Here is a 22852-nt window from a genome sequence, read left to right as displayed (position 1 = left end):
AATAACTCGGGATAATAGAGTGCCAGTTGATGAAAAGAGAACTCGGGACCAGCGGCTTAGCCGGCGGTCCCGAGTTTGACTGCGACGATCGTTTCGCGCTGCCACGCACGTTTGTCGGGGCGGTGGCGGAGAGCGTGGAAAGGAAGCTTTTCGTGGTCCAGGTCGAAGGCGACAGCATGGCGAAAGCGCGTATTTGCGGCGATTCGTATGCGGTCGTCAATCCGGCGGAAGAAATCCTCGACGGCGACGCGGCGCTGGTGAAAGTCGGCTCGAGATACGTGATCCGCTGGCTGTACTGGAAGCCGAACGGCGGCTGCGAACTACGGGCGGCGTCGGAGAAGTTCCCCGGCATGTCGCTTGACGCGGCGCAGCTGCGCGGCGCGGTGCCGTCGGTGCTCGGCAAGGTGATGTGGACTTTTTCGCGCCCGCTGGTGGGGCTGTAAAACGAAAGCGTGAAACTGCGGCTTCGATAAGCCGGGAGTTTCACGCTTTTTTGTGTATAATTGACGCAGCACGGAAGGGGAGTGTTCGCCCATGAAAAAACGGATCGTTCTCGCGTTCGGCACGCGGCCGGAGGCGGTCAAGATGGCGCCGGTGTATCTGGCGCTGGCGCGCAGCGGCGCGCTGGAGCCGGTGATTTTGCTGACCGGGCAGCACAGGACGCAGCTCGAACAGGCGCTTTCCATCTTCGGCGTGCCGCACGAGCGCAATCTGGACGTGATGACCGAGCGGCAGACGCTGCCGGAATTGGCGGCGCGGATCTTGCCGCAGGCGGCGGCGGCGTTTCGCGAGCTGGAGGCCGATTACGTGCTGGTGCACGGCGACACGCTGACGACGTTCGTCTCGGCATGGGCGGCGTTTCTGGAGCGGATCCCGGTCGGGCACGTGGAGGCGGGGCTGCGCAGCGGCTCGATGAGCGAGCCGTTTCCGGAGGAAGCCAACCGCGTGCTGACCGACGCGCTGTGCGACACGTTCTTCGCTCCGACGGAAGGCGCGCGCGCCAATCTGTTAAAGGGCGGCGCGGCCCCGGCGCGCGTTTTCGTGACGGGACAGACGGCGGTCGATGCGATCCTTTTTGCCTCGAAAAAAGGAGTTTTGCCCGACGGCGTGCCCGATCTTGGCCCGGTCGTGACGGTGACGCTGCACCGGCGCGAGAACTGGCCCGTGCTGAACGAGCTGGCGCGGTGTCTGGCCGATGTGGCGCGCGCTCGCGCGGAGTGGACGTTCGTGTTCCCGGTCCATCTCAATCCCGTGGTGCGCGAGGCGGTGGTGCCGCCGCTGTCGGGCGTGGAAAACGTGAAGCTCGTCGAGCCGCTGGAATACGGCTGCATGGCGGCGCTGCTGGCGCGCAGCCGTTTGATCCTGACGGACTCGGGCGGTCTGCAGGAGGAGGGGGCGTCACTGGGCGTGCCGGTGGCGGTGGTGCGCAACGTCACGGAGCGCCCGGAGGGCGTGGAAGCGGGGATCGTGACGCTGCTTGGCAACGAGCCGGCGCTCGCCATGGATCGATTTGCGGCGCTGATGGATGACGAACCTCGTCTTGTCCGTATGGCTTCCGCGCGGAATCCCTACGGCGACGGGCGCGCTTCCGAACGGATCGCCGCTGCGCTGGAACGTCGGCTGGCCTGATTCTTAAAACAAAAGGACTCCCGAAGGCAAATCGCTTTCGGGAGTTCTTTTGTGTGTCGTCAGTCCTCGATACCGTTGGCCTTGAGAACTTCGTTCAGGCCGCTGACGAGATCGTCGGGGTCGATGCCGTGGGCCATGGCGCCCTCTTCGAGGCTTTCGGCGTGGGAGATCGCGCAGCCGATGCAGCCCATGCCGGACAGCATCAGGGGCTGGACGACCTGCGGATACTTGTCGACGATGTCGGCGATCAGCATATCCTTGGTGATCATATCGATGCACTTCCTTTTCGTTAAACAGCAGATTGAATTCGGTCAGATTATATCCGAAGGAATCGCAAATGTACAGTTATTTCTGATTGTAATACTTATGTATGGGCGCCAGGTCACAGCAACGGGCTCAGCAGCTTGGTGACCGACTCGAGCGCCATGGAAACGTGGCCGCGTTTTCCCCATTCGTCCTGCGTAAGGCGGTGGGAGTCGCAGATGTAAAGTCCCTGCACGCGGTGGATGCCGAAATTCTCCTGCACGCCGTAGAGGATCATGTTGATCTCGAAATTGAGGGAGAACGAACGGATGTCGAAGTTGCTCGAACCGACGAAGCCGAGGTTGTCGTCCACGGTGACGGTTTTGGCGTGGAGCAGCCCCTTGTCGTAAAGGTACACTTCGACGCCGAGGCGGAGAAAATCCTCGTAATACGCGCGCGAGGCGTAACCGGCGATGATCTGGTCCGACCGGGCCGGCGTCACCAGTCTGACTTTGACGCCGCGCAGACGGGCGACTTCGATGGCCTGGAGCATGCCCTCGTCGGGGATCAGATAGGGCGTGGTGATCGTCACCTGTTCCTGGGCGCCGATGATGGAGGCGATGATGAGCCGCTGATAGTTTTCGGTTTGGTAGGAGGGGCCGCTCGGCACCGTCTGCAGGCACGACGGCCCCGAGAAGTTATCGTTGGCGGAGAACAGGTGCGCGGTGTCGAGTCGCTCGCCGGTCTCGACATACCAGTCCTCGATGAAGACGCTCTCCAACTGACGCACGACCGGGCCGCAGAAGCGCAGGCTGACGTCTTTCCAGATCAGCTTGCCGAAGCGGCCGTAGCTGGGTTCGGTGACGTTGTGCGAACCGGTGACGGCGACGCGGCTGTCGAAGACGGCGAGCTTGCGGTGGTTGCGCAGGTCGAAGCGGGCCGCTTTGGCGCGGTAGATGCGCACGGGAAGGGCTTCCTCCACCTGGACGCCGTCGCGCTGGATGTCTTCTCTCAGAGAACTGCGCAGGAATTCGCGCGAACCCACGGAATCAAGGAGCAGCCGCACGGTGACGCCGCGCCGGGCCGCCCGCCGGCAGGCGTTGACCACCTTGCGTCCCTGAGAATCGTCGGCGAAAATGTAGTAAAGCAGGTCGATCTCGCTGGCGGCGGCGTCGATCTCGTCGACGAGCGTATCGATGAAATCGACGGCTTCGGTGACGTACTGCACCGTGTTACCCTGAACGGCGCTCAGATACCCCAGATTCTGGGCCAGATTGGCGGTGGCCTGGAGCGACGGCGGCAGCTGCGGCGAAATGGCGCCCGGCAGTTCGGAATGCATCATGCGCGCGCGGATGTCGTGAAAATACGAGAGCATGGCGTTGTGGCGTTCCATGCGGCGCGACGGCAGCACGTTGGTGCCGAGGATGGAGTAGGCGATCATGCCCGGCCACGGCCAGAGCAGGATCACCAGCAGCCACGCCGTGGCCGTAGAAGGATTGTGCCGCTGGGGGATGATCACCAGCGCGGAGAGGCGGACGATGAACGATACGATGTCCAGCCCGGTGAGGAAGAAAATGCTGAGCCCCTGACCCCACGTCATCAAAATCAGTCCTTTATGCAAAGAGCGATATGAGGAAAACGCATTTATCATAACACAAACGCTTGAGCTTTTTAATTGACGATGAGAATGAGACAGGATAAAACATTTGGCAAAGCAAAGAAACGTCCCGACGCCGTCTTTCCCAAAACTTTGCCATCTTTGCGCTGTGCCGAGACGGAGAAAAGATACGTTGAAAACGGGAACGAGTCCCGGGAAAGCCCTCCTCCATGACGGCTTCCGCACTCTTGACTTTAAAGCGAGCGGGGAGTAAAAAGTAACGGTCGTAAAGCTTGTTCGATCATTTGCGGAGGAGTGTGGTATTGTGGTCAAGGATCTTTTGGCGGCGCTGGCCGTCGTCGTCAACGGCATCCCGCAGGGGCTGCTGGCGCTGATGTACGGTTTTGCGGCGCTACCGACGGCGCTGGCTTTTCTGGCCGGCGTGGGCGGTTCGCTGTATTTCAACTCGGTGGCGACGATTTCCTTCCAGGCCGAGACGATCGCGCTGGCCGGCAATCTGGGCAAGGATATCCGCGAGCGTCTCAGCATGGTCTTCTGGGGCGCGGTGTTCCTGCTGGTCTCCTCGCTGCTGGGGCTGAACGAGGCGATCGTGAGCTGGATCGGCCCGGCGGTCGTCGATTCGATGATGGCCGGCGTCGGCCTGATGCTGGCCAACGTTTCGGTGGACATGCTCAGGTCCGAGAAGTATTCCGGCTCGCTCTCGGTGGCCGTAGCGCTGGCCGTGTGGTTCTGGACGCGTGACCTGGCCTGGACGATCATCGTTTCCGTGACGGCGTCGACGCTGCTTTACAACTATCTGCTGCGCGTGCGCCGCATGGAGCTCGACCGTCTGTCCGCCGACGTCGGCAACGAAAAGTTCCGCTTCGGCAACATCGAATGGCGGTTCTGGAGCAGCCGGCGCGTCTTCTCCGGCGCGCTGGCCATGGCCTGTATCAACATCGGCGCCAACATCTCCTTCGGCAAGATCACCGGCTCCATCGCGCGGGTGAACGCCAACGTTGACCATCTGGCGATCTACTCGAGCGCGGCCGACATCGTTTCCACGCTGTTCGGCGGTTCGCCGGTGGAGTCGATCATCTCCGGCACGGCGACCGCGCCCCACCCCGTGCTCTCTTCGGTGATGATGATGGGCATCATGGCGGCGCTGCTGATCTTCCGCCTGCTGCCGACGATCGGGCGTTACGTGCACCGCTCGTCCATCGCCGGGTTTTTGCTCGTGCTGGGCGTGTTCGTGACGTTCATCAACAACGCGGCGCTGGCGATCGGCGCGGTGCCGCCCGAGGCGCTGAACGGCTTTGGCTTCGCGCCCTGGGGCATGGTGGTGGGCGCGACGATCTTCGCCTCGGCGCGTTGGAATCCCTTCGTCGGGCTGGTCGCCGGCACGGCGATCCGCATGATCTTCCATCTATAAAGAGCACAAGGAGAACTGAGCGATGACTGAAAAAACGTACGAACTGCGCCTTTTGGGACTGACCCGCCAGCTGCCGCTGCGCCGCGTGGCCGATCACGTGACGGTGGCTTCGTTCGTCATGCTGGGCGACACCGAGCTGGTCGAAACCTGCGCCGAAGAACTGGCGAGGCGTCTGCCCGAGGGCATCGATTACCTGGTCTGCCCCGAGGCGAAGGCCATTCCGCTGACGCACGCCATCGCGCGGCGTCTGGGCATCGACTACATCGTCATCCGCAAGACCGTCAAGGCCTACATGGAAAATCCGCTCATCGCCGACGTCATGTCGATCACGACGGCGGCGCCGCAGCATCTTGTCATGGACAGCGCCGACGTGCAGAAGATCTATCACAAAAAGGTGGCGATCATCGACGACGTCGTTTCCACGGGCGGTTCGCTGCGCGCCGTGGAGAACATCCTCGCCAAGACGGCCTGCACGGTCGTGGCCAAGGCCGCGCCGCTGCTCGAAGAAGGCGGCTACGACGGCGAGGACCTGATCTATATCCAGCGTCATCCCGTTTTCACGGATTGAGTCGATCGCATCGTGACGGCGTTGTTTTTGCCGTTCTTTTATAGAGGCGCGCGCCGCGGCGGAAGAAAAAAATTTCGCCGCGGCGCTTTTATTTTGGCGCTCTTCGGTTAGAATAGGGGCGGCGATTGACGCCGATTTTCGACGTGAAATTCATGATGGCGAAGGAGATTATCCATGGGACGACTTTTGGTGGTCTTTACGGGCGGCACGATCGCCAGCGGTTTCGACGGGCAGGGCAAGGCTCCGGTTTCGGGCGCGTCGCGGCGTCTGAAAGATTCTCTTGCCGAGCTTTTTGCCGAGCGCGGCGTGGAGGCGGTCTTTCGCGAGCCGCTTGGGAGTCCTGGCATCGACAGTTCGGAGATGGATCCGGGGCACTGGCTGCTGATCTCGCGCTGCATCGCCGCGGAGCTGGAGCGGGGACTTTCGGGCGTGCTGATCCTTCACGGCACGGACACCATGGCGAGCACGGCCGCGTGGATGAGCCTGTGTTTCGGCAGTCTGCCCATTCCGGTCGTCCTCACCGGCAGCCAGCTGACGCTGGACTACATGCCGGAGGACGTCACCTCGAACCTGCGCGGAGCGGCCATGGCCTGCTGTTCCGATCTGCGCGGCGTGTGGGTCTATTTCAACTGGAAGCTGATCCCCGGCGACCGGGCGCACAAGACGCACGCCATGCATCCGGACGCCTTTAACGCCGTCAACGGCCAGCCGCTGTTCTTCAATCCCGACTGGGGACTGGATCCGTCGCCGGCGGCTTTCCGCACGGCTGCGGCGGGACAGCTGCCGGAAGAAACGCGCAGGATGATTGGCCTCGATCCCGACGTGCTGCGCGAGCGCTGCGCCGCTATCCGCTGGTTCTTCGCCCAGCCGGGAGCGCGTTTTGAATGGCAGGGCGACGAGCGCTTCCTGTGTCTGCTCGGCTACGGCGCCGGCAACATGATCCCGTCCGTGCTGGACGGCATCGAACGGCGTAACGGAACGACGCCGTACGTCGTCGCGTGCAGCCAGGCCGAGGGCGGCGTCAAACACCCCGAAGGCTACGACCGCGTCGGCATGGCCCGTCTGGCGAAGGCGGGGTTCCGCGTCTGGAACCAGATGGACCGCTCCGTCGAGTTCGTGCATAGCCTGTGCTGCTACGCGCTGGCGGCGTCTTTTGACGCGCCGGAAAAGGCGCTGAACCGCTATCTGCGCGAGTGCCGGCCATAAAACAAAAGCGGGCGGCCCCGTCAGGCCGCCCGCTTTTGCTATGCTTCCGCTTCCCGGCAGATCGCCACGCCGGCCGAAGCCCCGATCCGCGTCGCCCCGGCGGCGATCATTTCTTCCGCCTCTGCGCGCGTATGGATGCCGCCGGCGGCTTTGACGCCGACGGTCGGTCCTGCGGCGGCGCGCATCAGCGCCACGTCGCGCGCGGTCGCGCCGCCTTTGGAAAACCCCGTCGAGGTCTTGACGAAATCCGCTCCCGCCGCGGCGGCCAGACGGCAGGCGCGCCCCTTTTCCTCGTCGGTGAGCAGGCAGGCTTCGATGATGACTTTGACGGTACGCCCCTGCGCGCCCCTGACGACCGCGGCAATGTCCGATCGCACGTATTTGTCGCTGCCGGCTTTGAGGTCGCCGACGGAGACGACCATGTCCAGTTCGTCGGCGCCCTCCGCTACGGCCTGGCGGGCTTCGAACTCCTTGACGGCGCTGACCGAAGCGCCGAGCGGGAACCCGATCACCGTGCAGACTTTGACGCCGCTGCCGCGCAGCTCTGCGGCCGCCGTCGCCGTCCAGCGGGGATTGACGCAGACCGAAGCGAAGCGCCATTGCCGCGCTTCGGCGCAGAGCGCGCGGATCTGGGATTCTGTGGCGTCGGGCTTCAAAAGCGTGTGATCGATATAGGACGCGAGATCGTTCATGAAAAAACCTCCGACGAGAAAGATCTTTAGGAAAATGACGAATCAGTACGTTCATTATGGCATAAAAAAGTCCCATTGTGTAAAATAAAAGGGACGAAAGACAGAAGGAGGTATGATGATGTACGGAAGAGCGAAAGGAAATTTTCTCGTCCTCTCCGGTCTGGCGGTAGCGTTTTTTGTAGGACTGGTTTCTCTCGGCGCCTGGGAACTTCACGGCGGCACCGAAGAACCGCCCAAACCGCAGATCGTCGGTACCGCGTTGAAGCCGGCCATCGTCGGCCCTGACCTCGCGAGTGAACAAGCGACCGACGTCGTGGCCAAGAACGTCGGCGCCAATAAAGGCCTCAGAGATGATGCCGAACCGCCCCGCCCGGCGGACGAGCCGGCACCGGCCGCCATCGCCCGCAGCGATGAAAAAGGACGCTGGATCTATATCGACAAGGCCGGTTTCAGACTGTATCTTGCCGAGGGCAACAAAGCGATCGACTCATGGGGCGTCGCCCTGGGCAAGGTGCCCGGCAACAAGCAGAAAGCCGGCGACATGCGCACGCCCGAGGGCAGTTTCTCCGTGCAGCAGATCCAGGACGCCAGCAGCTGGACTCACGACTTCAAGGACGGCAAGGGCGTCATCAAAAACGCTTACGGCCCGTGGTTCATTCGCCTCAAGACCGGCTGGAAGGGGATCGGCATCCACGGCACGCACGATCCCGAATCGATCGGTACGCTGGCCAGCGAAGGCTGCATCCGCATGAAAAATGAAGATCTGCAAAAACTCAAGCCGCTGGTCGTGAAAGGGATGAAAGTCGTCATCGGTCCCAACGCCGTCCAGGAGAAGAAAGAAGAAACAAAAAGCGCGCCCGAAAAAGCCGCGAAGGAAAAAAGCAGCCCAAAGAACGGGAACGGGAAGAAGAAATAAAGTTCCCGCCTGAAAGCTCTTGCATTTTTCCCGGGAGTCTGTTAATATACCCGATGTCGCCATGAAACGGCGCTTTATCGCGGGGTGGAGCAGTCCGGTAGCTCGTCGGGCTCATAACCCGAAGGTCAGAGGTTCGAATCCTCTCCCCGCAACCAATTTAACGGCGGTATAGCTCAGTTGGCTAGAGCATGCGGTTCATACCCGCAGTGTCACTAGTTCGAATCTAGTTACCGCCACCAGAAAGATAGCTATCGGTACAAGCCGATGGATAACGAAAACCCGCCAAACGGCGGGTTTTTTTGTTATACTGTCACCGAGGAAGGCCGACGGAAAACGGGGGAATCCAAGAAAAAAGCGTACCTATTTCCGTACTAAAAATTCGTGGACGATTTTTTCGCGGCCGAAACCGTACCAAAAATCCGAGGTGACGCACATGTTGACGAACACGGCGATTGCCAAAGCTGCGGCGAAGGAAAAAGACTACATGCTTTTTGACGGCGACGGGCTGTATCTGAGGATCAGCACGAAGGGAAAAAAGAAATGGCTGATCCGCTCGTTCGTCGGCGGCAGGGAGCGCAAGGTCGTCATCGGCGAGTATCCCGTCATGTCGCTGCAGGAAGCGCGGCGCGAGCGCGACGACCGCAAGATGAAGGCGCGCACCGGCATGTCGATTCGCAACAAGACGGTGACTTTCGGGGACGTCTTCGCGCGCTGGCTGAAGAAGAAAGAGAAGGCGGTATCTCCCGACCATTACAAGATCATCAAGCGTCGTATCGAGATGTATCTGCTGCCGTATTTGGCCAACAGGCCGGTGGTGGAGATATCGCGGCCCGAACTGCTGGAGGTTCTGCAGCACCCCATCGAGCGCGGGCTGATCGACACGGCGCGGCGCACGGGGGCGCTGGCGCGGTCGATTCTGGACCTGGCCTTCGACGGCGGGGAAATCGGCCTCAACGTCGCCGCCGATCTGAGCCGTTCCCTCCCCGAATGGGAGGTGCGGAACTTCAAATCCGCGTTCGACCCGCGCGAGGTGCGTCGGCTTTTGCTGGCGATCGACTGCTATCCGCGTCAGATCGTGCGGTATGCCCTCAGGATGGTCGGTTATACCTTCGTGAGAAGATCGGAGCTTCGCAGGGCCACCTGGGCGGAGATTCACGAGGACGAATGGCACATTCCCGTCGTGCACGCCAAGAAAAAACGCATTCAGATCGTGCCTCTTTCGCGCCAGGCGCTGGAGATTCTGGACGCCATGCGCCGTATCGCGCAGATTCGCTGGAAGGGGCAGCCGTTCGAGGACAAGCCAATCTTTCCCTCGACGCGGAACACGCCGAGCGGCTCGCCGTATATGGGGATTTCGGCCATGGAGGTCGCGCTGAAATGGCTGGTCGTGCACGTGCCCGCGCCCGACACGCCGCCGCTGATCGACCTGCACGGGTTCCGCCATATGGCCAGCACGCTGCTGCACGAGCATCACTGGGACCACGAGGCCATCGAGCGTCAGCTGTCGCATCTCAAACGCGACAAGACCGAGGCGACGTACGACAAAAGCAAGCTGCTGCCGCTGCGTCGTCGGATGATGCAGTGGTGGGCCGACTATCTGGACGCCGTCAAAGAGGGGCGCGTGGATTCAGGAGATATCGAATTGATGAAATAACGTAAAAGCCCCCTTCGCCGTGATGGCGAGGGGGCTTCTTTATGCCGATTCTTTGAACTGTATGTTGTGCATTGGAGATATTTTCATGGTTCCGCTCAGTAAATTCCCAGGGAGCTGCAGATGATCTGAAAAGGCCATAAACTCATCTCCCATGACCTTTCGGTGGGCAGTGTAATTTAAAGAATAGGTCATTGAGCGGTACTGAGAGTACAGAGCATTGATTGGTTGGGCGTTGTCATAGGATACCAGCCACGGGGAACTGAGTTTTTCTACTCTGCTGGCAACGTTCTCATGATCTTCTGGCTCGTAGAAATTCTGATATAACATCGATCCTTTATGGTAGTAAGGGGGGTCGAGGTAGAAAAGAGCAGGGCGTTTGCGAAGCCGGGGTTCCATTCGTTCCAAAAGCTGAATCGCATCATCTTCATAAAGCTCTATTTGGTTGCCTCGCTCGGCGATTGCTTGAATGCGCGCAATCAACTCGTCTTTCTTAAAGCGGGCGTCCAATTTCCAGCGGCCGTTCTGTGCTTTGCCGCCGATCACGCCGGCGCTTAAAATTCCGGAACGGTTTGTCCGGTTCAGAAAAAAAGTGGAGAAGCCGAGTTCCAAAAGAGAAAACTTATCTGCGCCGAGATGAACGGCTTTCTGTGCATACCAGACATCCATAGTCACGGGAGTGTCATGAATCATCCGGCACAACTCGTCAGGATAGTGCAGTACGGAATACCAGAAGGCGAAAACGGATTTGTCGATGTCGTTGATGATGATCTTATTGGCCAATTGATTGAAGAGAAGGTGCAATGCCAGTCCTGCGCCGCCGGCGTAAGGTTCAACGTAAGTGCAGCCTTCAAGTTTATTGGCTTTGATAAGAAGCTCAAGGAACTGAGCGAGTTTTCTTTTACCTCCGGGATAGCGCAAAGGAGTATAAAATGACATGATATTCACCTCCTCTGAAAGTATATACCACGTTGCTTGATTTGGCCAGAGGTATTTAGTTGTCTTTTTGCCAAATGGTATCGAACAGAGGAAGAAGGTTATCCCATGCAGTTTTTAATGATTGCGGATCAGGACTAAAACTGGAATTATGAACATAGGCATTGAATGTATTGATCGAGGAAATGTTATCTTTGTTACTGATTGCAACATCGATGCCTTTTAACTTTCTTTCATCGAAGCCTTCGTCCTTTAAATAACTTCTGATTATATTTAGCTTTTCAATTAGCTTCATATCTTTGCAATTACGTGGTGTTGGTATATGTTTGTCTTGTATAAATATCTCGATGCTCAATTCTAAAAAAACTCTGAACAAAACGGCTCCGGCATTGGGAAACAGTGATATATCGAGCTTTTTTAATTCGCGATAAATGTTATTAAGGCGTGGGTTAGCAGAGGATTGAATATTGTATTTCGTTTCCTTGGCAATCAGAAATTTTCTGTCCTGTGTGGAAGTTTGTTGTCTCTTGGGGGCAGACAACGTTTCTTGGATCAGCGTATCCTTCTGTGATGAAGAAGATGCATTTGCTGAAGGTGTCGACGCGCCTGTTGGGCGAGGTTCCCATAATATGTCTGGTCTCTCTGGAGGCAGATTCAACGTGTCGACGAACGCAACTCGATCCGGAACAGTACGAATCCTGTTGACAGCGCCCTTTTGTGCTAGTTCGTTAATGATCTGCGCCATATTGCGCACAAAGTCCTCTTTTTCTATGGCACAGAAGAAACGCCCGCCTTTTAACTGTACGCCAAGCTTCTTCCTGACATCAGGAGAGCTAAGAAGGCGCTCAAGGTTTGTAATGGGGAAATTATCAGGGATAGGAACTTTTGCGTCCTGCAAAAAATCGAGCAGGTTTACGATGCGGTCAGGCGTATTCCCCTGTCTTTCCTTAAAACGCCTTTTTTCTATAGATCTCCAGGGAACAACGCCGCGTCCTTTATCTGGTCCCGAATGTTTCTTTTCCAGATAGAGCGTAGCTTCTTTGCGTGAAGGAAAAACGAGACAATCGACATGACTGGGTAGATTTGTGTCTTTTTTGATAATTTTTTTCAAGGAGTTAATTTTATTCTTGAGCTTTGTTCCTGCCAGCAGATCAGGGTTCTGCAGAATTCGCAAAGCAGTTAACCTGCGGTTTCCGTCCAGGACAGTATATTGGGAGTTATTTCCTTGAACAGGCATCACATAAAAGAGACTGTCCGCCATAAAACCTTGCTTAACAATCTCCTCTGCAAGGTAGATAATTTTTTCGCTCTGTTGAGCAATTATCGCTGAAAGCGCAGCGTTATCATCCTTCTGGATGTCCAGTCGTGGGTTATGTAGGTCGAGTTTAAGGGATTGAAGGGACAATGACTTCTGATTAGGTCGCATGGATGTCACGCTCCTGCTTAAAAAATAGTAATTCTTTCTCGCTTATCTACGGTTTCAATCCTTTACTCTGCCGGCGGATTGCAGACCTTGCAGGGCTTGAGGCCTTGCTTCCTGGCTTCGGAGAGTGTCAGCGGGTATTTGTTGCCGCGCAGGGTGCGGCAGTTTTTTCTGTGGTACTTGTAACTTTCGTCGCCAATATAGACCGTTGTCTCCGCTACGGCGCGCAATGTTGGCGCCGCAGCGCATATCGCGAACAAAACGAGGATTGTGACGAAACAGCGCTTTTTCATAGAATCATCCTCCCGATATGAATATTCCCCTTGGAGCGAACAGGCAAGGGGGTGTTGCTATTGTGATCTGCTCGTCAGCTATTCTGTGTGCGAGAGGCGAGCGACGTTCAGTTTGAGCTTTTTTTTCGCTTCCGAGCGCGTCCGGCGTTCGACTTTCTTGATGTCGTCCGCCAGGCAATCATTTTCGTGACCTCACGAAAATGGTCTGAGACGTTAATGCTGCTTGGGTTACATGAGCCTTTTGTATGTTTGACTATGATTTCCAGGTTTAAAGGGGGGAATTGCGGAACTTCTCAAAAAAACCCTTTTTTGTGAAGTAACAACTTACAACACAATTTATCTTCTCAAAATACGCCATTTTTGTGAAGATAAATTGTTCCTCTCAGAGCTGGGAACGTAACGCTAAAACATTAAACTTATACCGATGTTGTCGTGGTGAAGTGTCTTTCAGAATCCACTCAGATGGTATTTTAGATATTCTGTTATCAACAGTACCTCGTGCTTTTTCGACCGCGTCTTGAATCTCCCTGATCGTTGCACCATCACTGCTAAACATTGCAGCTTGTAAGAGAACGTAACAGATTCGATGGAGCAGATCATCTTCCAATCCCTTGTCTTTAAGTAGTTTCTTTAGAGCAGTGTCATATTTAGAAAGTTGTTGGAGCTTTTCCTGAAGAGTTTTTTGAAGTCCCTGTATTGTGACTAGAATAAAATTCAAGAATTGGGTAATAAACGGGGTTAAATCTCCTCGATTTATATCGCTATTTGTTTCATCGAAAATTTGGTAGTAATCTTTTTTTCTTTGTTTCACTGTTATGGAAAGCCTAAGCCCTACGATATTTTGAAGCTCTTGGGACAGGTAATATGAAGCAATGAATCGAGACGTTCGGCCGTTACCGTCATAAAAAGGGTGGATATAGCCAAAAAGGTAGTGAAAGATAGAAATTCTGATGAGAGAAGGAATGGTTTCATCGTGAAGTAATCCCAATGCGTCGGTCATTGCTTGTATTATCTTTTTTTCTGGAAATAATCCTTCATGCAAAACTTTTTGTGTAGGAGTGCGCACAGAAACTCCGGCTTTTCTAAACAGCTTTCCGTCAGGTAAATTTTGAGGATTTTCAGCTTTGATTTCATCTGCAACAAAATTGTCATAGAAATTTCTCAGATTCTCGCAAGTTTGAAAAGGAATCGACTCTTTTTTTGAAAGCTTGATGTATTTACCTGCAATGCTATAAAAGCGGTTTCTTTTGTCTTTCGACAATTGATTTTCAATGGCCTGTTTGATTTCCTTTCTGCTGCTTCTGACCCCTTCAATTTCATTCGTGGAGAATATTTCTTCGCGTAGACTTTGCTTGTTTAGCTGTATTAGAGCTACAATCGGGGTTCTTCTCATAATTGCACCTAGTGCGTAGTTTTCTTTTAGGATATCCACTAAAAGTGTAACAATCTCTTCCGTGTAACAGAAAAAGATTTTATGCGTAGATGACCATCCTGTTTGCTGCACTTCAAAATCGAATCGCCGGGTAAAAGGAGCAAAAAACCTTGCCTCGTATTCTGATTGATATTCGGCATTACTCTTATAGTAATAACTTCTTAGTGTTTGGTATAACATCTTCGAACACCTTCAATTCTTTTTACTGAACTTCCATAAAAGTCTCCTTACAGCGACCGCGGCTTGGGGCAGACCGCATGACATCGCATCGATTACTTTTCGGTGGACTTTTTCCATGCTTCGATTGTTTCGATAACTGTTCTTGCCTTGAAAACTATGCCCAGATTCAGATGTTCTGCCGGGAGTGTTTGCTGCGGAACATTTACCTTTAATGTCCGAGCGAGCGTGAGTTGCGTTTCAGCAACGACGCCGATAAAATAACATCTTTTACCCCATGAGATGGTTCCCGGTTCCCGCGAACTTAATTTAGACGACAGAAGGAAAACGGGGCTTCCGCTTGAGCCGCCGAACACGGAAGCGTCTATCAAAAAGCATGGTCTTCCATTGTAATCTTGATTGATAAACGAGGCGGTAATTCCCCGCCGGGCAATTGGGAGCGCGTGCTGTTCATCCCAAAGGCCAGCCGGATAACCTACAAAAAATACTTCCTCAAGCGGGTGCGGCATGTTATCATCAAGAACAAGGGAAGAGGAGACGCATTGCGTGAAAAGTTCTTCGTCCATGCCGGCGTTACTCAGAATGTTATTGTCGCTTGGAAGAATGGCGATGTCCACGTTCGGATCCGGATGACAGAACCACTCGCTCCACGAAGCAACAAAGCATTCTATAGGTTTCTCGTAACTGGGTTTGCCGTTGTTGGATTTGTGAAAGTACAAGGTGCCACTATCAAAACCCGCAACCATGTGCCGGTTCGTTACGATGAAAGTGCTTTGCGGCATTCCCTCGCGCTCATAACTGAAGCAGAACCCCGTTCCAGTCGACTTTCGAGGAGGTTGACTATTGCATGCCACAATTCTAACCGTTGCAAAAAATACTCCTTCGTTATAGGGCAAACGGACTGGTACAGTCATCAATATCACTCCTTCGCGAGTAGAAAGGATCGTTGCAATGACACTGGATGAGAAGATTGGTATTTTCGAAGAACGCCCGGCCCAAGTACGTGCGTTTCAGACGGCCAAAGACCGTTATATCGGCAACAGTCACGGCGTGGAATTGGCAAAAGCCGGCGACTGGATCGTCATTGATTCCGACGATGAAATACGGCACTTCACTCCTGCGGAATTTATGGAGCGATATAAAACTGCAGAGGCGAATCCTTTTTACGTAATCGGCGACCCGGATTATTACGAAATGCGCGTCGATAAAAACGGACAAATCCTGAGCATCCGCGGCGCCTCGCACACGCCGGCTTGAGCACGGCGAATCGGCGCAGTGCTGCGTGCATATGTCAGTTCAATGTCTCATCGCTTCAAACAAAATTAGCACGACATTATTCCTCTTTTTTCTGAGCTTGTAGCTGTTCTAAGTCGATTGAAAATTCTATTCTTGTGCCCCTCCGTCTTACGTGTACAAGGCCGTCTTCATAAGGGGGCTTTTCTAATGGTATTCCAAGGTATTTGCGGATTAGATTTTTTAAGTCGAAGCTGTTGTCGTAAAGCGCGTCGTATTTATACATGATGCATCGCTCCATTTGATTATTGTTCTCATCATAGAATGCGATGCTAACGGAATTCCCTTTTGTGAAAAAGCAGCAAATCGGCATGCCTTTGTTTCCATCCAATTCAATCACGGCGAAGTACTTACGTTGATTCATTTTTATTCTTTGAGGTTCAATCACCTCAGCACAGATTTGGCGAAGAGTTTCCAGAGATTCATCAAATTTGGGCTGTATTCCTTTTAAGTATATTTCGTCTTTAAAATCGCTGCTTGTATTTTGGGGGATCGTTACTTTATCTCCAAGCATGTTCAAGAAATCTGCTTCGGAGATAATTTCAATGGCACTGCCTTTGGCTTTCAATTCCTCGGCCTTTATAGTTTTACTGCTTTTTTCTCCATTGCTAAACCGACTATAATCTTGTTCTCCCATCACGAGATAATCCGTCTTTTTGTTTACTGCGTTCTGTGGGCGACCACCTGCAGCGGCGATATTTTTGAAAGCATCCTCCCGTTTCATGCTCAGCAATGTACCTGTAAATACAACATCTCTATCCCAAAATGGGTAATCATCTGGATTCAATTCAGGATTTGTAAGATCAAGACATTCTGGTATTTTAATGCTCTTGGAGCTCCTGGGAGATAGTCTTCTTGATGGAATGTATTGATCTGTTTGAAAAAGCCCCATTTTTAGTTGAAGCTTTTGGGCAAGTTCTTCACAGGAGTTTGCGTTTTGGAGACGGGCAGCTTCGAAAATAATAGCTGCTGCGGCTTTGGCGTCCTCCAGTGCGTTGTGGTGGATAAAATCAAAGTTAAGAAGTTCGGCGACGTTAGATAAACCGTAAGAAAGTAAGTCTGGCCATTGACGTTTTGCGACATTACGTGAGCAAAGAATCGTACACTCGGGGAAAGAAAGGTCATAGAGGGGAAACGTATAGCGTATAACGCTGCAATCGAAGCTGGAGAAGTGAGCTATGAGTGTACTTCCACTTAAATCATCGACCAGATTTTTCCACACTTCAGGCAGCTCGGGGGAATCCATAACATCATCTTCCGTAATGCCATGAATTTCGGTATTGAATGGATCAAAGTAAAAGCAGGAGTCGTGGGGGTGGATAAGAGAATAAAAGGTTTTCTCGATAGTCCCATTTTTTACAATCACGGCTCCCAGTGAACATGGACTGTCCCTTCCGCTGTTGGCTGTTTCAAAATCGATGGCAACGAAATCGAGCATAACATCGTCCCCTTTCGTAAAAATATTGCCCTCAAGCACAGGCGCCCCGTCTTCGATACGAAGACGGGGCGCCTGTGCTGTCTAGCCATCAGACCGTCTTCGTGGTTTGAACTATGCCCACTCGGGAGTGCTGGATACCTGGATGATAGGGCCGATCTCGCGATACCAGCCCGCTTCGATGTCTTCCAACGAGACGATCTCGTCAGGATAACGCGAATTTTTGGCTCGAAGGACCTTGGAACCGTCAGGTTTCCTGATTACGCATCGCACCAGCATCTTGTGATCCGGCCCCACGCAGACCACTCCGGGCTGCCGATCGTGAATTTCAGAGTCCAGAACGACGAAGATGATGGAACCCTCGCGGATCCCAGCGTCAATCATCGAATTGCCACTGACGCGAATTGCGATGATTTTGCCGTTGGCACCCTGGCCGACCGCCGGAGGGCAAAACGGCAGAAAGCTTTCGGGCTGTTCGCTGTTGTCGTCTGCACCGTAGGAGAATCCCTTTCCGCAACAAACGCCTTCAGCGTAAAGCGGAACGGGAATCGTTTTGCGGAAGGGGCCGCTTAAATCCGCTTCTATGCTGTCGAACTTAGAAGTGGATGACTCGCCCATGAGATAGGAGAGCGAAACGTCCAAGAGTTTCGCTAGCTGTTTCTTCACGTCGTCGTTCGCTTGGTTGATGTTTTTTTCCCAACGATAAACGGTTGTAGTAGTTGTATTTAATTTTTCAGCTATATATTTCTTGGTAAGGCCAGAATTTTTAATTGCATTGCTTAATCTCTCTCCAAAAGTAGACATATTCTCACCTCTTTCTCCTATTCTAGCAAAACCATACGAAAAGCGTCATAACGTGATATGTAGCGTATGTATTACGTTTTACGTAAATTTACTCTTGACAATACGTATAACGTAATGTATTATCGTCTAAACATGAAAGGAGGGGTGAATATGGAAGGTTTGAATGGTTTGAAAGAACTTCGCAAACATCGGGGATTAACTCAAAGCGAACTTGCCGAGAAGATTGGTATCGATGAAAACACAATAAGACGTTACGAGAATGGTACGCTTTTTCCCGCTCGGAAACGTTTGTTGCAGCTCCAAGACCTTTTAGGCTGTTCTTTTGACGAATTAATAGTTGGCGTAAACCCTCCGTCACCCCCGGCGCCAGCCGGGGGAATGGAAACGACGGAGTAACCGAGGCGGACGCGCTGACGCTGGCGGCAGTCTCCTTGAAGGACTGGCTGACGGATCCGCACCGCTGGGCACGCCTGATCACCGATCTGGCGCTCGACGGCCGGGTGGACGAAGACGGCGCCAAGCACGTGCTCGCCGAAATGCTGTCCGCCTGCCAGGCGGCCCTGACGTAGACGAAAAACGCCCCGACGCGCAGGCCGGGGCGGCAGGAACGTAGTGATGGAAGACACGAAAAAAGCCGCCACGGAGGGCGGCGGTTTACTGAGCTAATTGGATCAGGGCTTTGCCGATGCGAGCCCAGCCTCCCGTGGCGAGAAGCAGAAGGATGCCGGCGGCGAAGAAAATGAACGAGGCGAAAACGCCCTGCCAGACCCCGTACATAAACCCTTTGGGCGTGACCCGGTTCAGAATGTCGTTGATGCGCTTGTCGTAATCCGCTTTTTTCTGCGCCTCGATCTCGTTTACCTGATCGTCGAGCGTGTATTCGAGGAATTCGCGCAGAATCGACAGAGCGTGCTCTTTGTAGAAGCCAAGCTGTTTTTCCGAAGCGGCGTTTTCGGTAAAAGAGGCGAGATCCGACTTTTCGGGGATGCGCCCGTTATTCTCTATAAAGCGTTTGATCTTGTCGATTTTCTGCTGTTTGTAGACCGCATAGGCGATTTGACCGACAAGATCGTTTTCCCCGCTGACCAGCAGTTCGTAGATGCGGTTGTAATTCTGGCTCTCAGTGGTCGGCATGACGCTTCCTTGTATTGATCGATGCCCGGGTCAGCGCCTCGGCGATTTCGCGATCGGTCTTGCTTTCGACGATGGAACGCACATGCGGCGAGACAGGGCTGGAGGCGGCGTTTCCGGCCGCCATTCTGGCGCCGACGCGGCGAACCAAATCAGAACTGAAGCACATAGCGCATTCCTCCTTTTTGTTGATTTATTGTAGCGAAAAATAAAAACGCCGTCAACGGCGGATGAGATTGTGTCGGGAGGTGAAAACGGCATGAATGTCGAACTGGAAATGTCGGACGGCGATGTCAGGCGTCTTGGGGACTACATCCTCGACGGTCTGGCGAAGAAGGCGCACAAGAGCGCCCGCGTGCAGAACGTCGAGGCGGTGTGCAAACTGCCGGCCGAGGGCTTTATCTCGGAAGAGACGTTTGCCGAGATCATGGGCATCGGCAAGAGCACGCTGCGCGATCAGGTGCGGCTGGGGAAGTACCCCAGGCCCAGGAAGGTGACGACGGGACGCAGCGGCTGGGCGGTGGACGAGGTTCGGGACCTGATCGAGCGGATAAAGAAGGGAGAGGTGTTCGATGGAAGCGACGTATGACGCGCGGAGAGGAGGTCGTCGCGTTGACGGTTAGGCTGGCGGGGCACATGAGGGCGCGGCCGTTGTGGCGGCGTCTGGCGAAGGGCGTGGCGCTTTTCGTCGCGAAGCTGGCGAAAAGACTGTTGGGAAAAGAGGAGGTATAGCGATGGGATCCAGTGCGATTCCGATCATTTTGATGTTCTTCGTTGGCTTTCCCGACGAGGCTCCGTGGTTCGTCATGGTTTATTGGCTTGCGCTTACCTGGTGGGCGCTGATCGATCTTTTGTTTTTGTTTACGAGGGCCGAACGATGCAGGACAAAATTCTAGCGGCGGCGGTACGGGAGATGTCAAGACGGAGGCCTTCTCTGCCGGCCATGCGCAAGCCTCCGTTTCTGTGGGACGAGCTGGACGTGGCCAGCGTGACGGCGACGCTGCGGGAGGCGATCGAGGCGGAGTTCTTCGCGCCGGACGCGGAAAGCGGCTTTCGGCCTTTCGACCGCGTGCTGGTCCGCCACGACGACGGGGATATTTGGACGGCGGACTGGTTTTCGCACGTCGAGCGCGGCGACGACGCGTGGCATCTGCTGGAGGAGCACGATTCTCTGATGCGGCTGCGCGACGTCGCGAAGCTGATCGAGCAGCCGGAAGAGGTATGGGCGATCGTGGACAACCGCACCGGCGGGATCGCCCGCTGCGAGGCTCTCCACGACGAAGCGGCGCAAAAAAAGAACCGCCCGGCGGCAACCGGACGGTTCCAGGAACGAAGCAAGGACATGAATCGGCCCTTGCCTCGATTATAACACAACGGAGGGTGAGATCGATGCAGTTCAATCCCGAAACGATGAAGATCAAGATCTGTCCCGACTGCAAGGGCATGGGGAGCAAGGACATTCCTATTTTCGAAAACGGAACGAAGGAAACGGCGGTCTGCGAGCACTGCGGCGGCACGGGAAGAATCGTGGTCGAAACGGAGGTCACGAAGCTTTCCATGCCGGAGATGATCCGCCTGGAAGGAACGCTGGAGAAGGGAATTCACCGGCCGTACATCTGCCCGTACTGCCGCGGGCTGGGCAACGCCGATATGGGATACGGCGGGACCTGCGCGGAGTGCGAGGGAACGGGGCGCATGGTGAAGAAGGTCATCGCCACCGAGTTCAAGCTCGGCGATCTGGACTCGATCGATCAGCTGAATCTCGCCTTGGATCCTGTCTCCGACGCGGAGGACACGGATCCGGAAGACTTTCCGGAGGAGATGGATCCAGAAGATTTTCCGGAGGAAGAGGACGTCGATGAAGTCCCCGCGGAATGAGTCCCTGCACGGAGTATTTCGGGGCCAGCTGGTGAAGTTCTGCTGGGAGGATCGCCGTTGCGACCGGTTCCGGAGCGGGAAGTTTTTCCGCTCCGGTTTCCTGGCCTTCGCGCTGCCGAAGGAGTGCGGCGGCGGGTTGGCCACGTTTCGCTGGGAAGCGGCCCATCTGCGCGAGAGCGGGGTGCTCTTCGCCCCTCTCTGGACGGAGCGCCATTTGGCGCTGATGGACGAGCTTTCGGCCTGTCTCGGCGTGGACCGACAGGTTCTGGGCAACATCTTCGCTCCCGGCGGCACGGTCGCGAAGTGGCGTTTGTTCGGCTTCGTCGAGGTCGAGGAAGGGGAATTTCTCGCCGGCGCGGGGCGAGGCTCTCTGCGGCACGGAATTCGGATCCGGCGCTTTGTGCCGCGGCGCGAAGGGAGGCTCGCAAATGGACAGTACGGAGAGCATTAAGGAATTGGCCACGGCCCTGTCGAAAATGCAGGGAGCCATGAAATGCGCGGTGAAGGACAGCTCCAACCCCTACTTCAACAGCAAGTACACGACGCTGGCGGAATGTTGGAACACGTGCCGGGAACCGATGAAGGAGAACGGGCTGTCGCTGGTGCAGATCCCTTCGGTGGAGGTATCGGAGCGCGGGGCGCTCAGCGTGTTCTTGGAGACGGTTCTGGCGCATTCCTCCGGAGAGCGGATTTCCTCGACGCTGCGAATGCCGATTACGAAACAGGATCCCCAGGGCGTGGGATCGGCTATCACGTACGCGAGGCGCTACGCTATGTGCGCGATGCTGGGGATCGCCTCGGACGACGACGACGGAGAAGCGGCGGTCAATCACGGCGCAGGCGATCGGGGCAAGGCGCCTCCGCAATCCTACCGGCAGCAGGCGGCGCCGAGAAACGCCGATCGGAAGCCGGAGCCGCGCGGCACGGCGCAGCGGCCGCCGGAAGCGAAGAACGCCGTCCAAAGGCCGCCGGCCGCCAAAACGCCGGAAGAGGAGAGTCGGCTCAAGCTGGTGAGCGCCACCAAACATCTGTTGACGGGCGACGCGGGGCTGGGATTGAAAAACGAGGAGGTCGCGCCTTTCGTCCGCCGGGTGCTCGGCCGCGAGGATATCGGCGACGGCCTGAAGAGCATGCCGGTCGCCGACCTCGAGAAGATCGTGGAGGCGGCGTCGGAGTCGCTGAAGGGACGAATGTAAATGGCGCGGGGATTCAACAAGGCGATTCTGATCGGCAATCTCGCGAGAGATCCGGAGCTGAGGCGCGTCAACGGCGATTCGAGCGTGGCGAGCATGACGCTGGCGGTCAATCGGAGCCGGACGGGCAAAGACGGTCAACGCATCGACGAATGCGACTTCATCCCCGTCGTGGTATGGGGCGCCATGGCCGTCAACGTGGAGAAGTACCTTTCCAAGGGAAGTTCCTGCCTTGTCGAAGGTCGCATTCAAGTGAGGAATTACGAAGATGCCCAGGGACAAAAGCGCTACGTTACGGAAGTCGTCGCTTCGGCGGTGCAGTTTCTCGGCTCGCCGAAGGGGAGAGAGAGTCGGGAAGGAACTTGCGAGGCTCCGCAAAGGCCGAGGACGCAAGAACCTCGTTACGAAGCGGAAGCGGAGAATTTCGACCGGCGCGAAAGCGCTGCCGATTTCTGCGAGGAAGCGGATATCCCGTTTTAGAAGGAGGTGGACAGGATGAGCGAGCGGAAAGCGATCGTTCCGGAAAACGTCTTGAAGTCGGATCTGCCGATGTCGGAAAAAATGGTTCTCATCGCTCTCCTGTTCCACGCCGACGCCGACGGAGAGTGCTGGCCGTCGTTGGACACGATCGCTTCCGTGGCGAGCTGTTCGAAAGCGACGGTCTGCCGGGCGCTGGACGGTCTTCGAAAAAAGGGGATTATCGAACGAACTCGAGGGCAAAACCGGACGGTTTACAAAATCGGAAGTCTCACCATGAGACAGGTTGAAGGTTCGGAAGTCTCATCATGCGAATCCGGAAGTCTCACTATGAGACTTGCGGAAGATCCCGGAAGTCTCACTATGAGACTTGCCGATTCCGGAAGTCTCACCATGAGACAGGTTGAAGGTTCGGAAGTCTCATCATGCGAATCCGGAAGTCTCAC

The 22852-nt window shown here is 55.3% G+C and carries 31 protein-coding genes and 2 tRNA genes; 21 read left to right on the top strand and 12 right to left on the bottom strand.

What is annotated here, in order from left to right:
* The first annotated feature begins 29 nt into the window (after positions 1-29).
* Both B0D78_RS02115 and wecB read left to right on the top strand, forming a co-directional pair.
* A complete protein-coding gene (locus B0D78_RS02115) occupies positions 30-443 on the top strand; it encodes a LexA family protein (protein ID WP_078015339.1) in 414 nt (137 codons plus the stop codon).
* 91 nt (positions 444-534) lie between these two features.
* Positions 535-1629, top strand: coding sequence for a non-hydrolyzing UDP-N-acetylglucosamine 2-epimerase (gene wecB / locus B0D78_RS02110; RefSeq protein ID WP_078015338.1), 1095 nt, complete (start codon positions 535-537; stop codon positions 1627-1629).
* Between the two features lie 59 nt (positions 1630-1688).
* Here wecB and B0D78_RS02105 read toward each other — a convergent pair whose 3' ends face one another.
* Together B0D78_RS02105 and cls are read right to left on the bottom strand one after the other, a co-directional pair.
* On the bottom strand, positions 1689-1898 hold the full coding sequence (locus B0D78_RS02105; protein WP_078015337.1) for a DUF1858 domain-containing protein: 210 nt from the start codon (positions 1896-1898) through the stop codon (positions 1689-1691).
* 113 nt (positions 1899-2011) lie between these two features.
* Complete coding sequence (gene cls, locus B0D78_RS02100; RefSeq protein ID WP_168169964.1) at positions 2012-3472, bottom strand: cardiolipin synthase; 1461 nt, start codon at positions 3470-3472, stop codon at positions 2012-2014.
* Between the two features lie 322 nt (positions 3473-3794).
* Between cls and B0D78_RS02095 the strand changes: the two genes are divergently transcribed.
* The 3 genes from B0D78_RS02095 to B0D78_RS02085 all read left to right on the top strand — a co-directional run bounded on the left by B0D78_RS02095 (position 3795) and on the right by B0D78_RS02085 (position 6675).
* On the top strand, positions 3795-4901 hold the full coding sequence (locus B0D78_RS02095) for a guanine permease (RefSeq protein WP_078015336.1): 1107 nt from the start codon (positions 3795-3797) through the stop codon (positions 4899-4901).
* 22 nt (positions 4902-4923) lie between these two features.
* Complete coding sequence (locus B0D78_RS02090) at positions 4924-5469, top strand: phosphoribosyltransferase family protein (RefSeq protein WP_078015335.1); 546 nt, start codon at positions 4924-4926, stop codon at positions 5467-5469.
* Positions 5470-5643: 174 nt separating this feature from the next.
* Positions 5644-6675: an asparaginase gene (locus B0D78_RS02085; RefSeq protein ID WP_078015334.1), complete on the top strand. Its 1032-nt coding sequence runs from the start codon at positions 5644-5646 to the stop codon at positions 6673-6675.
* 38 nt (positions 6676-6713) lie between these two features.
* Here B0D78_RS02085 and deoC read toward each other — a convergent pair whose 3' ends face one another.
* Positions 6714-7367 carry a deoxyribose-phosphate aldolase gene (deoC, locus tag B0D78_RS02080; protein WP_078015333.1) on the bottom strand — a complete coding sequence of 218 codons (654 nt, stop codon included), beginning with the start codon at positions 7365-7367 and terminating at the stop codon, positions 6714-6716.
* A 118-nt stretch (positions 7368-7485) separates the two neighbouring features.
* On the opposite strand from deoC, the gene B0D78_RS02075 reads away from it, so the two are divergent.
* The 4 genes from B0D78_RS02075 to B0D78_RS02060 all read left to right on the top strand — a co-directional run bounded on the left by B0D78_RS02075 (position 7486) and on the right by B0D78_RS02060 (position 9937).
* The gene (locus tag B0D78_RS02075) at positions 7486-8283 is read left to right on the top strand and encodes a L,D-transpeptidase (protein ID WP_078015332.1); all 798 of its coding nucleotides are present in this window, start codon (positions 7486-7488) and stop codon (positions 8281-8283) included.
* A gap of 78 nt (positions 8284-8361) precedes the next feature.
* Positions 8362-8438: transfer RNA gene (locus B0D78_RS02070), tRNA-Met, on the top strand.
* A gap of 7 nt (positions 8439-8445) precedes the next feature.
* Positions 8446-8522: transfer RNA gene (locus tag B0D78_RS02065), tRNA-Met, on the top strand.
* 194 nt (positions 8523-8716) lie between these two features.
* Positions 8717-9937, top strand: coding sequence for a tyrosine-type recombinase/integrase (locus B0D78_RS02060; RefSeq protein ID WP_078015331.1), 1221 nt, complete (start codon positions 8717-8719; stop codon positions 9935-9937).
* Positions 9938-9976: 39 nt separating this feature from the next.
* Here B0D78_RS02060 and B0D78_RS02055 read toward each other — a convergent pair whose 3' ends face one another.
* The 5 genes from B0D78_RS02055 to B0D78_RS02035 form a co-directional block, all read right to left on the bottom strand.
* Positions 9977-10873, bottom strand: a complete 897-nt coding sequence (locus tag B0D78_RS02055) for a DNA adenine methylase (RefSeq protein WP_078015330.1) — start codon at positions 10871-10873, stop codon at positions 9977-9979.
* A 55-nt stretch (positions 10874-10928) separates the two neighbouring features.
* Positions 10929-12296 carry a hypothetical protein gene (locus tag B0D78_RS02050; protein ID WP_078015329.1) on the bottom strand — a complete coding sequence of 456 codons (1368 nt, stop codon included), beginning with the start codon at positions 12294-12296 and terminating at the stop codon, positions 10929-10931.
* A gap of 62 nt (positions 12297-12358) precedes the next feature.
* The gene (locus B0D78_RS02045) at positions 12359-12586 is read right to left on the bottom strand and encodes a hypothetical protein (protein ID WP_078015328.1); all 228 of its coding nucleotides are present in this window, start codon (positions 12584-12586) and stop codon (positions 12359-12361) included.
* 382 nt (positions 12587-12968) lie between these two features.
* Positions 12969-14198 carry a Fic family protein gene (locus B0D78_RS02040; protein WP_078015327.1) on the bottom strand — a complete coding sequence of 410 codons (1230 nt, stop codon included), beginning with the start codon at positions 14196-14198 and terminating at the stop codon, positions 12969-12971.
* Between the two features lie 92 nt (positions 14199-14290).
* Complete coding sequence (locus tag B0D78_RS02035; RefSeq protein WP_078015326.1) at positions 14291-15109, bottom strand: S1 family peptidase; 819 nt, start codon at positions 15107-15109, stop codon at positions 14291-14293.
* 37 nt (positions 15110-15146) lie between these two features.
* Between B0D78_RS02035 and B0D78_RS02030 the strand changes: the two genes are divergently transcribed.
* Positions 15147-15452 carry a hypothetical protein gene (locus B0D78_RS02030; RefSeq protein WP_078015325.1) on the top strand — a complete coding sequence of 102 codons (306 nt, stop codon included), beginning with the start codon at positions 15147-15149 and terminating at the stop codon, positions 15450-15452.
* 76 nt (positions 15453-15528) lie between these two features.
* Here B0D78_RS02030 and B0D78_RS02025 read toward each other — a convergent pair whose 3' ends face one another.
* Positions 15529-16926: an exonuclease domain-containing protein gene (locus B0D78_RS02025; RefSeq protein WP_078015324.1), complete on the bottom strand. Its 1398-nt coding sequence runs from the start codon at positions 16924-16926 to the stop codon at positions 15529-15531.
* A 111-nt stretch (positions 16927-17037) separates the two neighbouring features.
* Complete coding sequence (locus B0D78_RS02020) at positions 17038-17727, bottom strand: XRE family transcriptional regulator (RefSeq protein ID WP_078015323.1); 690 nt, start codon at positions 17725-17727, stop codon at positions 17038-17040.
* A 150-nt stretch (positions 17728-17877) separates the two neighbouring features.
* Between B0D78_RS02020 and B0D78_RS02015 the strand changes: the two genes are divergently transcribed.
* Entirely contained in the window at positions 17878-18123 is a 246-nt protein-coding gene (locus B0D78_RS02015; RefSeq protein ID WP_078015322.1) for a helix-turn-helix domain-containing protein, read from the top strand.
* Positions 18124-18158: 35 nt separating this feature from the next.
* Entirely contained in the window at positions 18159-18296 is a 138-nt protein-coding gene (locus tag B0D78_RS12720) for a hypothetical protein (protein WP_168169963.1), read from the top strand.
* An 85-nt stretch (positions 18297-18381) separates the two neighbouring features.
* On the opposite strand, the gene B0D78_RS02010 is transcribed toward B0D78_RS12720, so the two are convergent.
* Positions 18382-18861, bottom strand: coding sequence for a hypothetical protein (locus tag B0D78_RS02010; RefSeq protein ID WP_009164229.1), 480 nt, complete (start codon positions 18859-18861; stop codon positions 18382-18384).
* A complete protein-coding gene (locus B0D78_RS02005; protein WP_078015321.1) occupies positions 18848-19027 on the bottom strand; it encodes a hypothetical protein in 180 nt (59 codons plus the stop codon). Before B0D78_RS02005 ends, B0D78_RS02010 begins: the two co-directional genes overlap by 14 nt.
* 90 nt (positions 19028-19117) lie before the next feature.
* On the opposite strand from B0D78_RS02005, the gene B0D78_RS02000 reads away from it, so the two are divergent.
* From B0D78_RS02000 to B0D78_RS01970, 9 genes are all read left to right on the top strand, one after another.
* A complete protein-coding gene (locus B0D78_RS02000; RefSeq protein ID WP_078015320.1) occupies positions 19118-19447 on the top strand; it encodes a helix-turn-helix transcriptional regulator in 330 nt (109 codons plus the stop codon).
* Positions 19444-19590, top strand: a complete 147-nt coding sequence (locus B0D78_RS12715) for a hypothetical protein (protein ID WP_168169962.1) — start codon at positions 19444-19446, stop codon at positions 19588-19590. Before B0D78_RS02000 ends, B0D78_RS12715 begins: the two co-directional genes overlap by 4 nt.
* Positions 19591-19592: 2 nt before the next feature.
* Positions 19593-19754: a hypothetical protein gene (locus B0D78_RS12710; protein WP_168169961.1), complete on the top strand. Its 162-nt coding sequence runs from the start codon at positions 19593-19595 to the stop codon at positions 19752-19754.
* Complete coding sequence (locus B0D78_RS01995) at positions 19736-20227, top strand: hypothetical protein (protein ID WP_143521678.1); 492 nt, start codon at positions 19736-19738, stop codon at positions 20225-20227. Before B0D78_RS12710 ends, B0D78_RS01995 begins: the two co-directional genes overlap by 19 nt.
* A gap of 20 nt (positions 20228-20247) precedes the next feature.
* Positions 20248-20736 (top strand): hypothetical protein, encoded by a 489-nt coding sequence (locus B0D78_RS01990; protein WP_078015318.1) that lies wholly within the window; start codon positions 20248-20250, stop codon positions 20734-20736.
* Between the two features lie 31 nt (positions 20737-20767).
* Positions 20768-21187, top strand: coding sequence for a hypothetical protein (locus tag B0D78_RS01985; protein ID WP_143521677.1), 420 nt, complete (start codon positions 20768-20770; stop codon positions 21185-21187).
* Positions 21165-21932 carry an ERF family protein gene (locus B0D78_RS01980; protein WP_078015316.1) on the top strand — a complete coding sequence of 256 codons (768 nt, stop codon included), beginning with the start codon at positions 21165-21167 and terminating at the stop codon, positions 21930-21932. The genes B0D78_RS01985 and B0D78_RS01980 overlap by 23 nt, the downstream gene beginning before the upstream one ends.
* The gene (locus tag B0D78_RS01975; RefSeq protein WP_078015315.1) at positions 21933-22409 is read left to right on the top strand and encodes a single-stranded DNA-binding protein; all 477 of its coding nucleotides are present in this window, start codon (positions 21933-21935) and stop codon (positions 22407-22409) included. It abuts the gene before it with no gap.
* A gap of 15 nt (positions 22410-22424) precedes the next feature.
* Positions 22425-22852: helix-turn-helix domain-containing protein (locus B0D78_RS01970; protein ID WP_143521676.1), on the top strand; the 428-nt coding region annotated here is incomplete at its 3' end.

This window comes from Pyramidobacter sp. C12-8, from assembly GCF_002007215.1.
In the GTDB taxonomy this organism is placed as follows: domain Bacteria; phylum Synergistota; class Synergistia; order Synergistales; family Dethiosulfovibrionaceae; genus Pyramidobacter.
The sequence above is the reverse complement of the archived record's forward strand: the minus strand, read 5'-3'. Positions and strand labels throughout refer to the sequence as shown.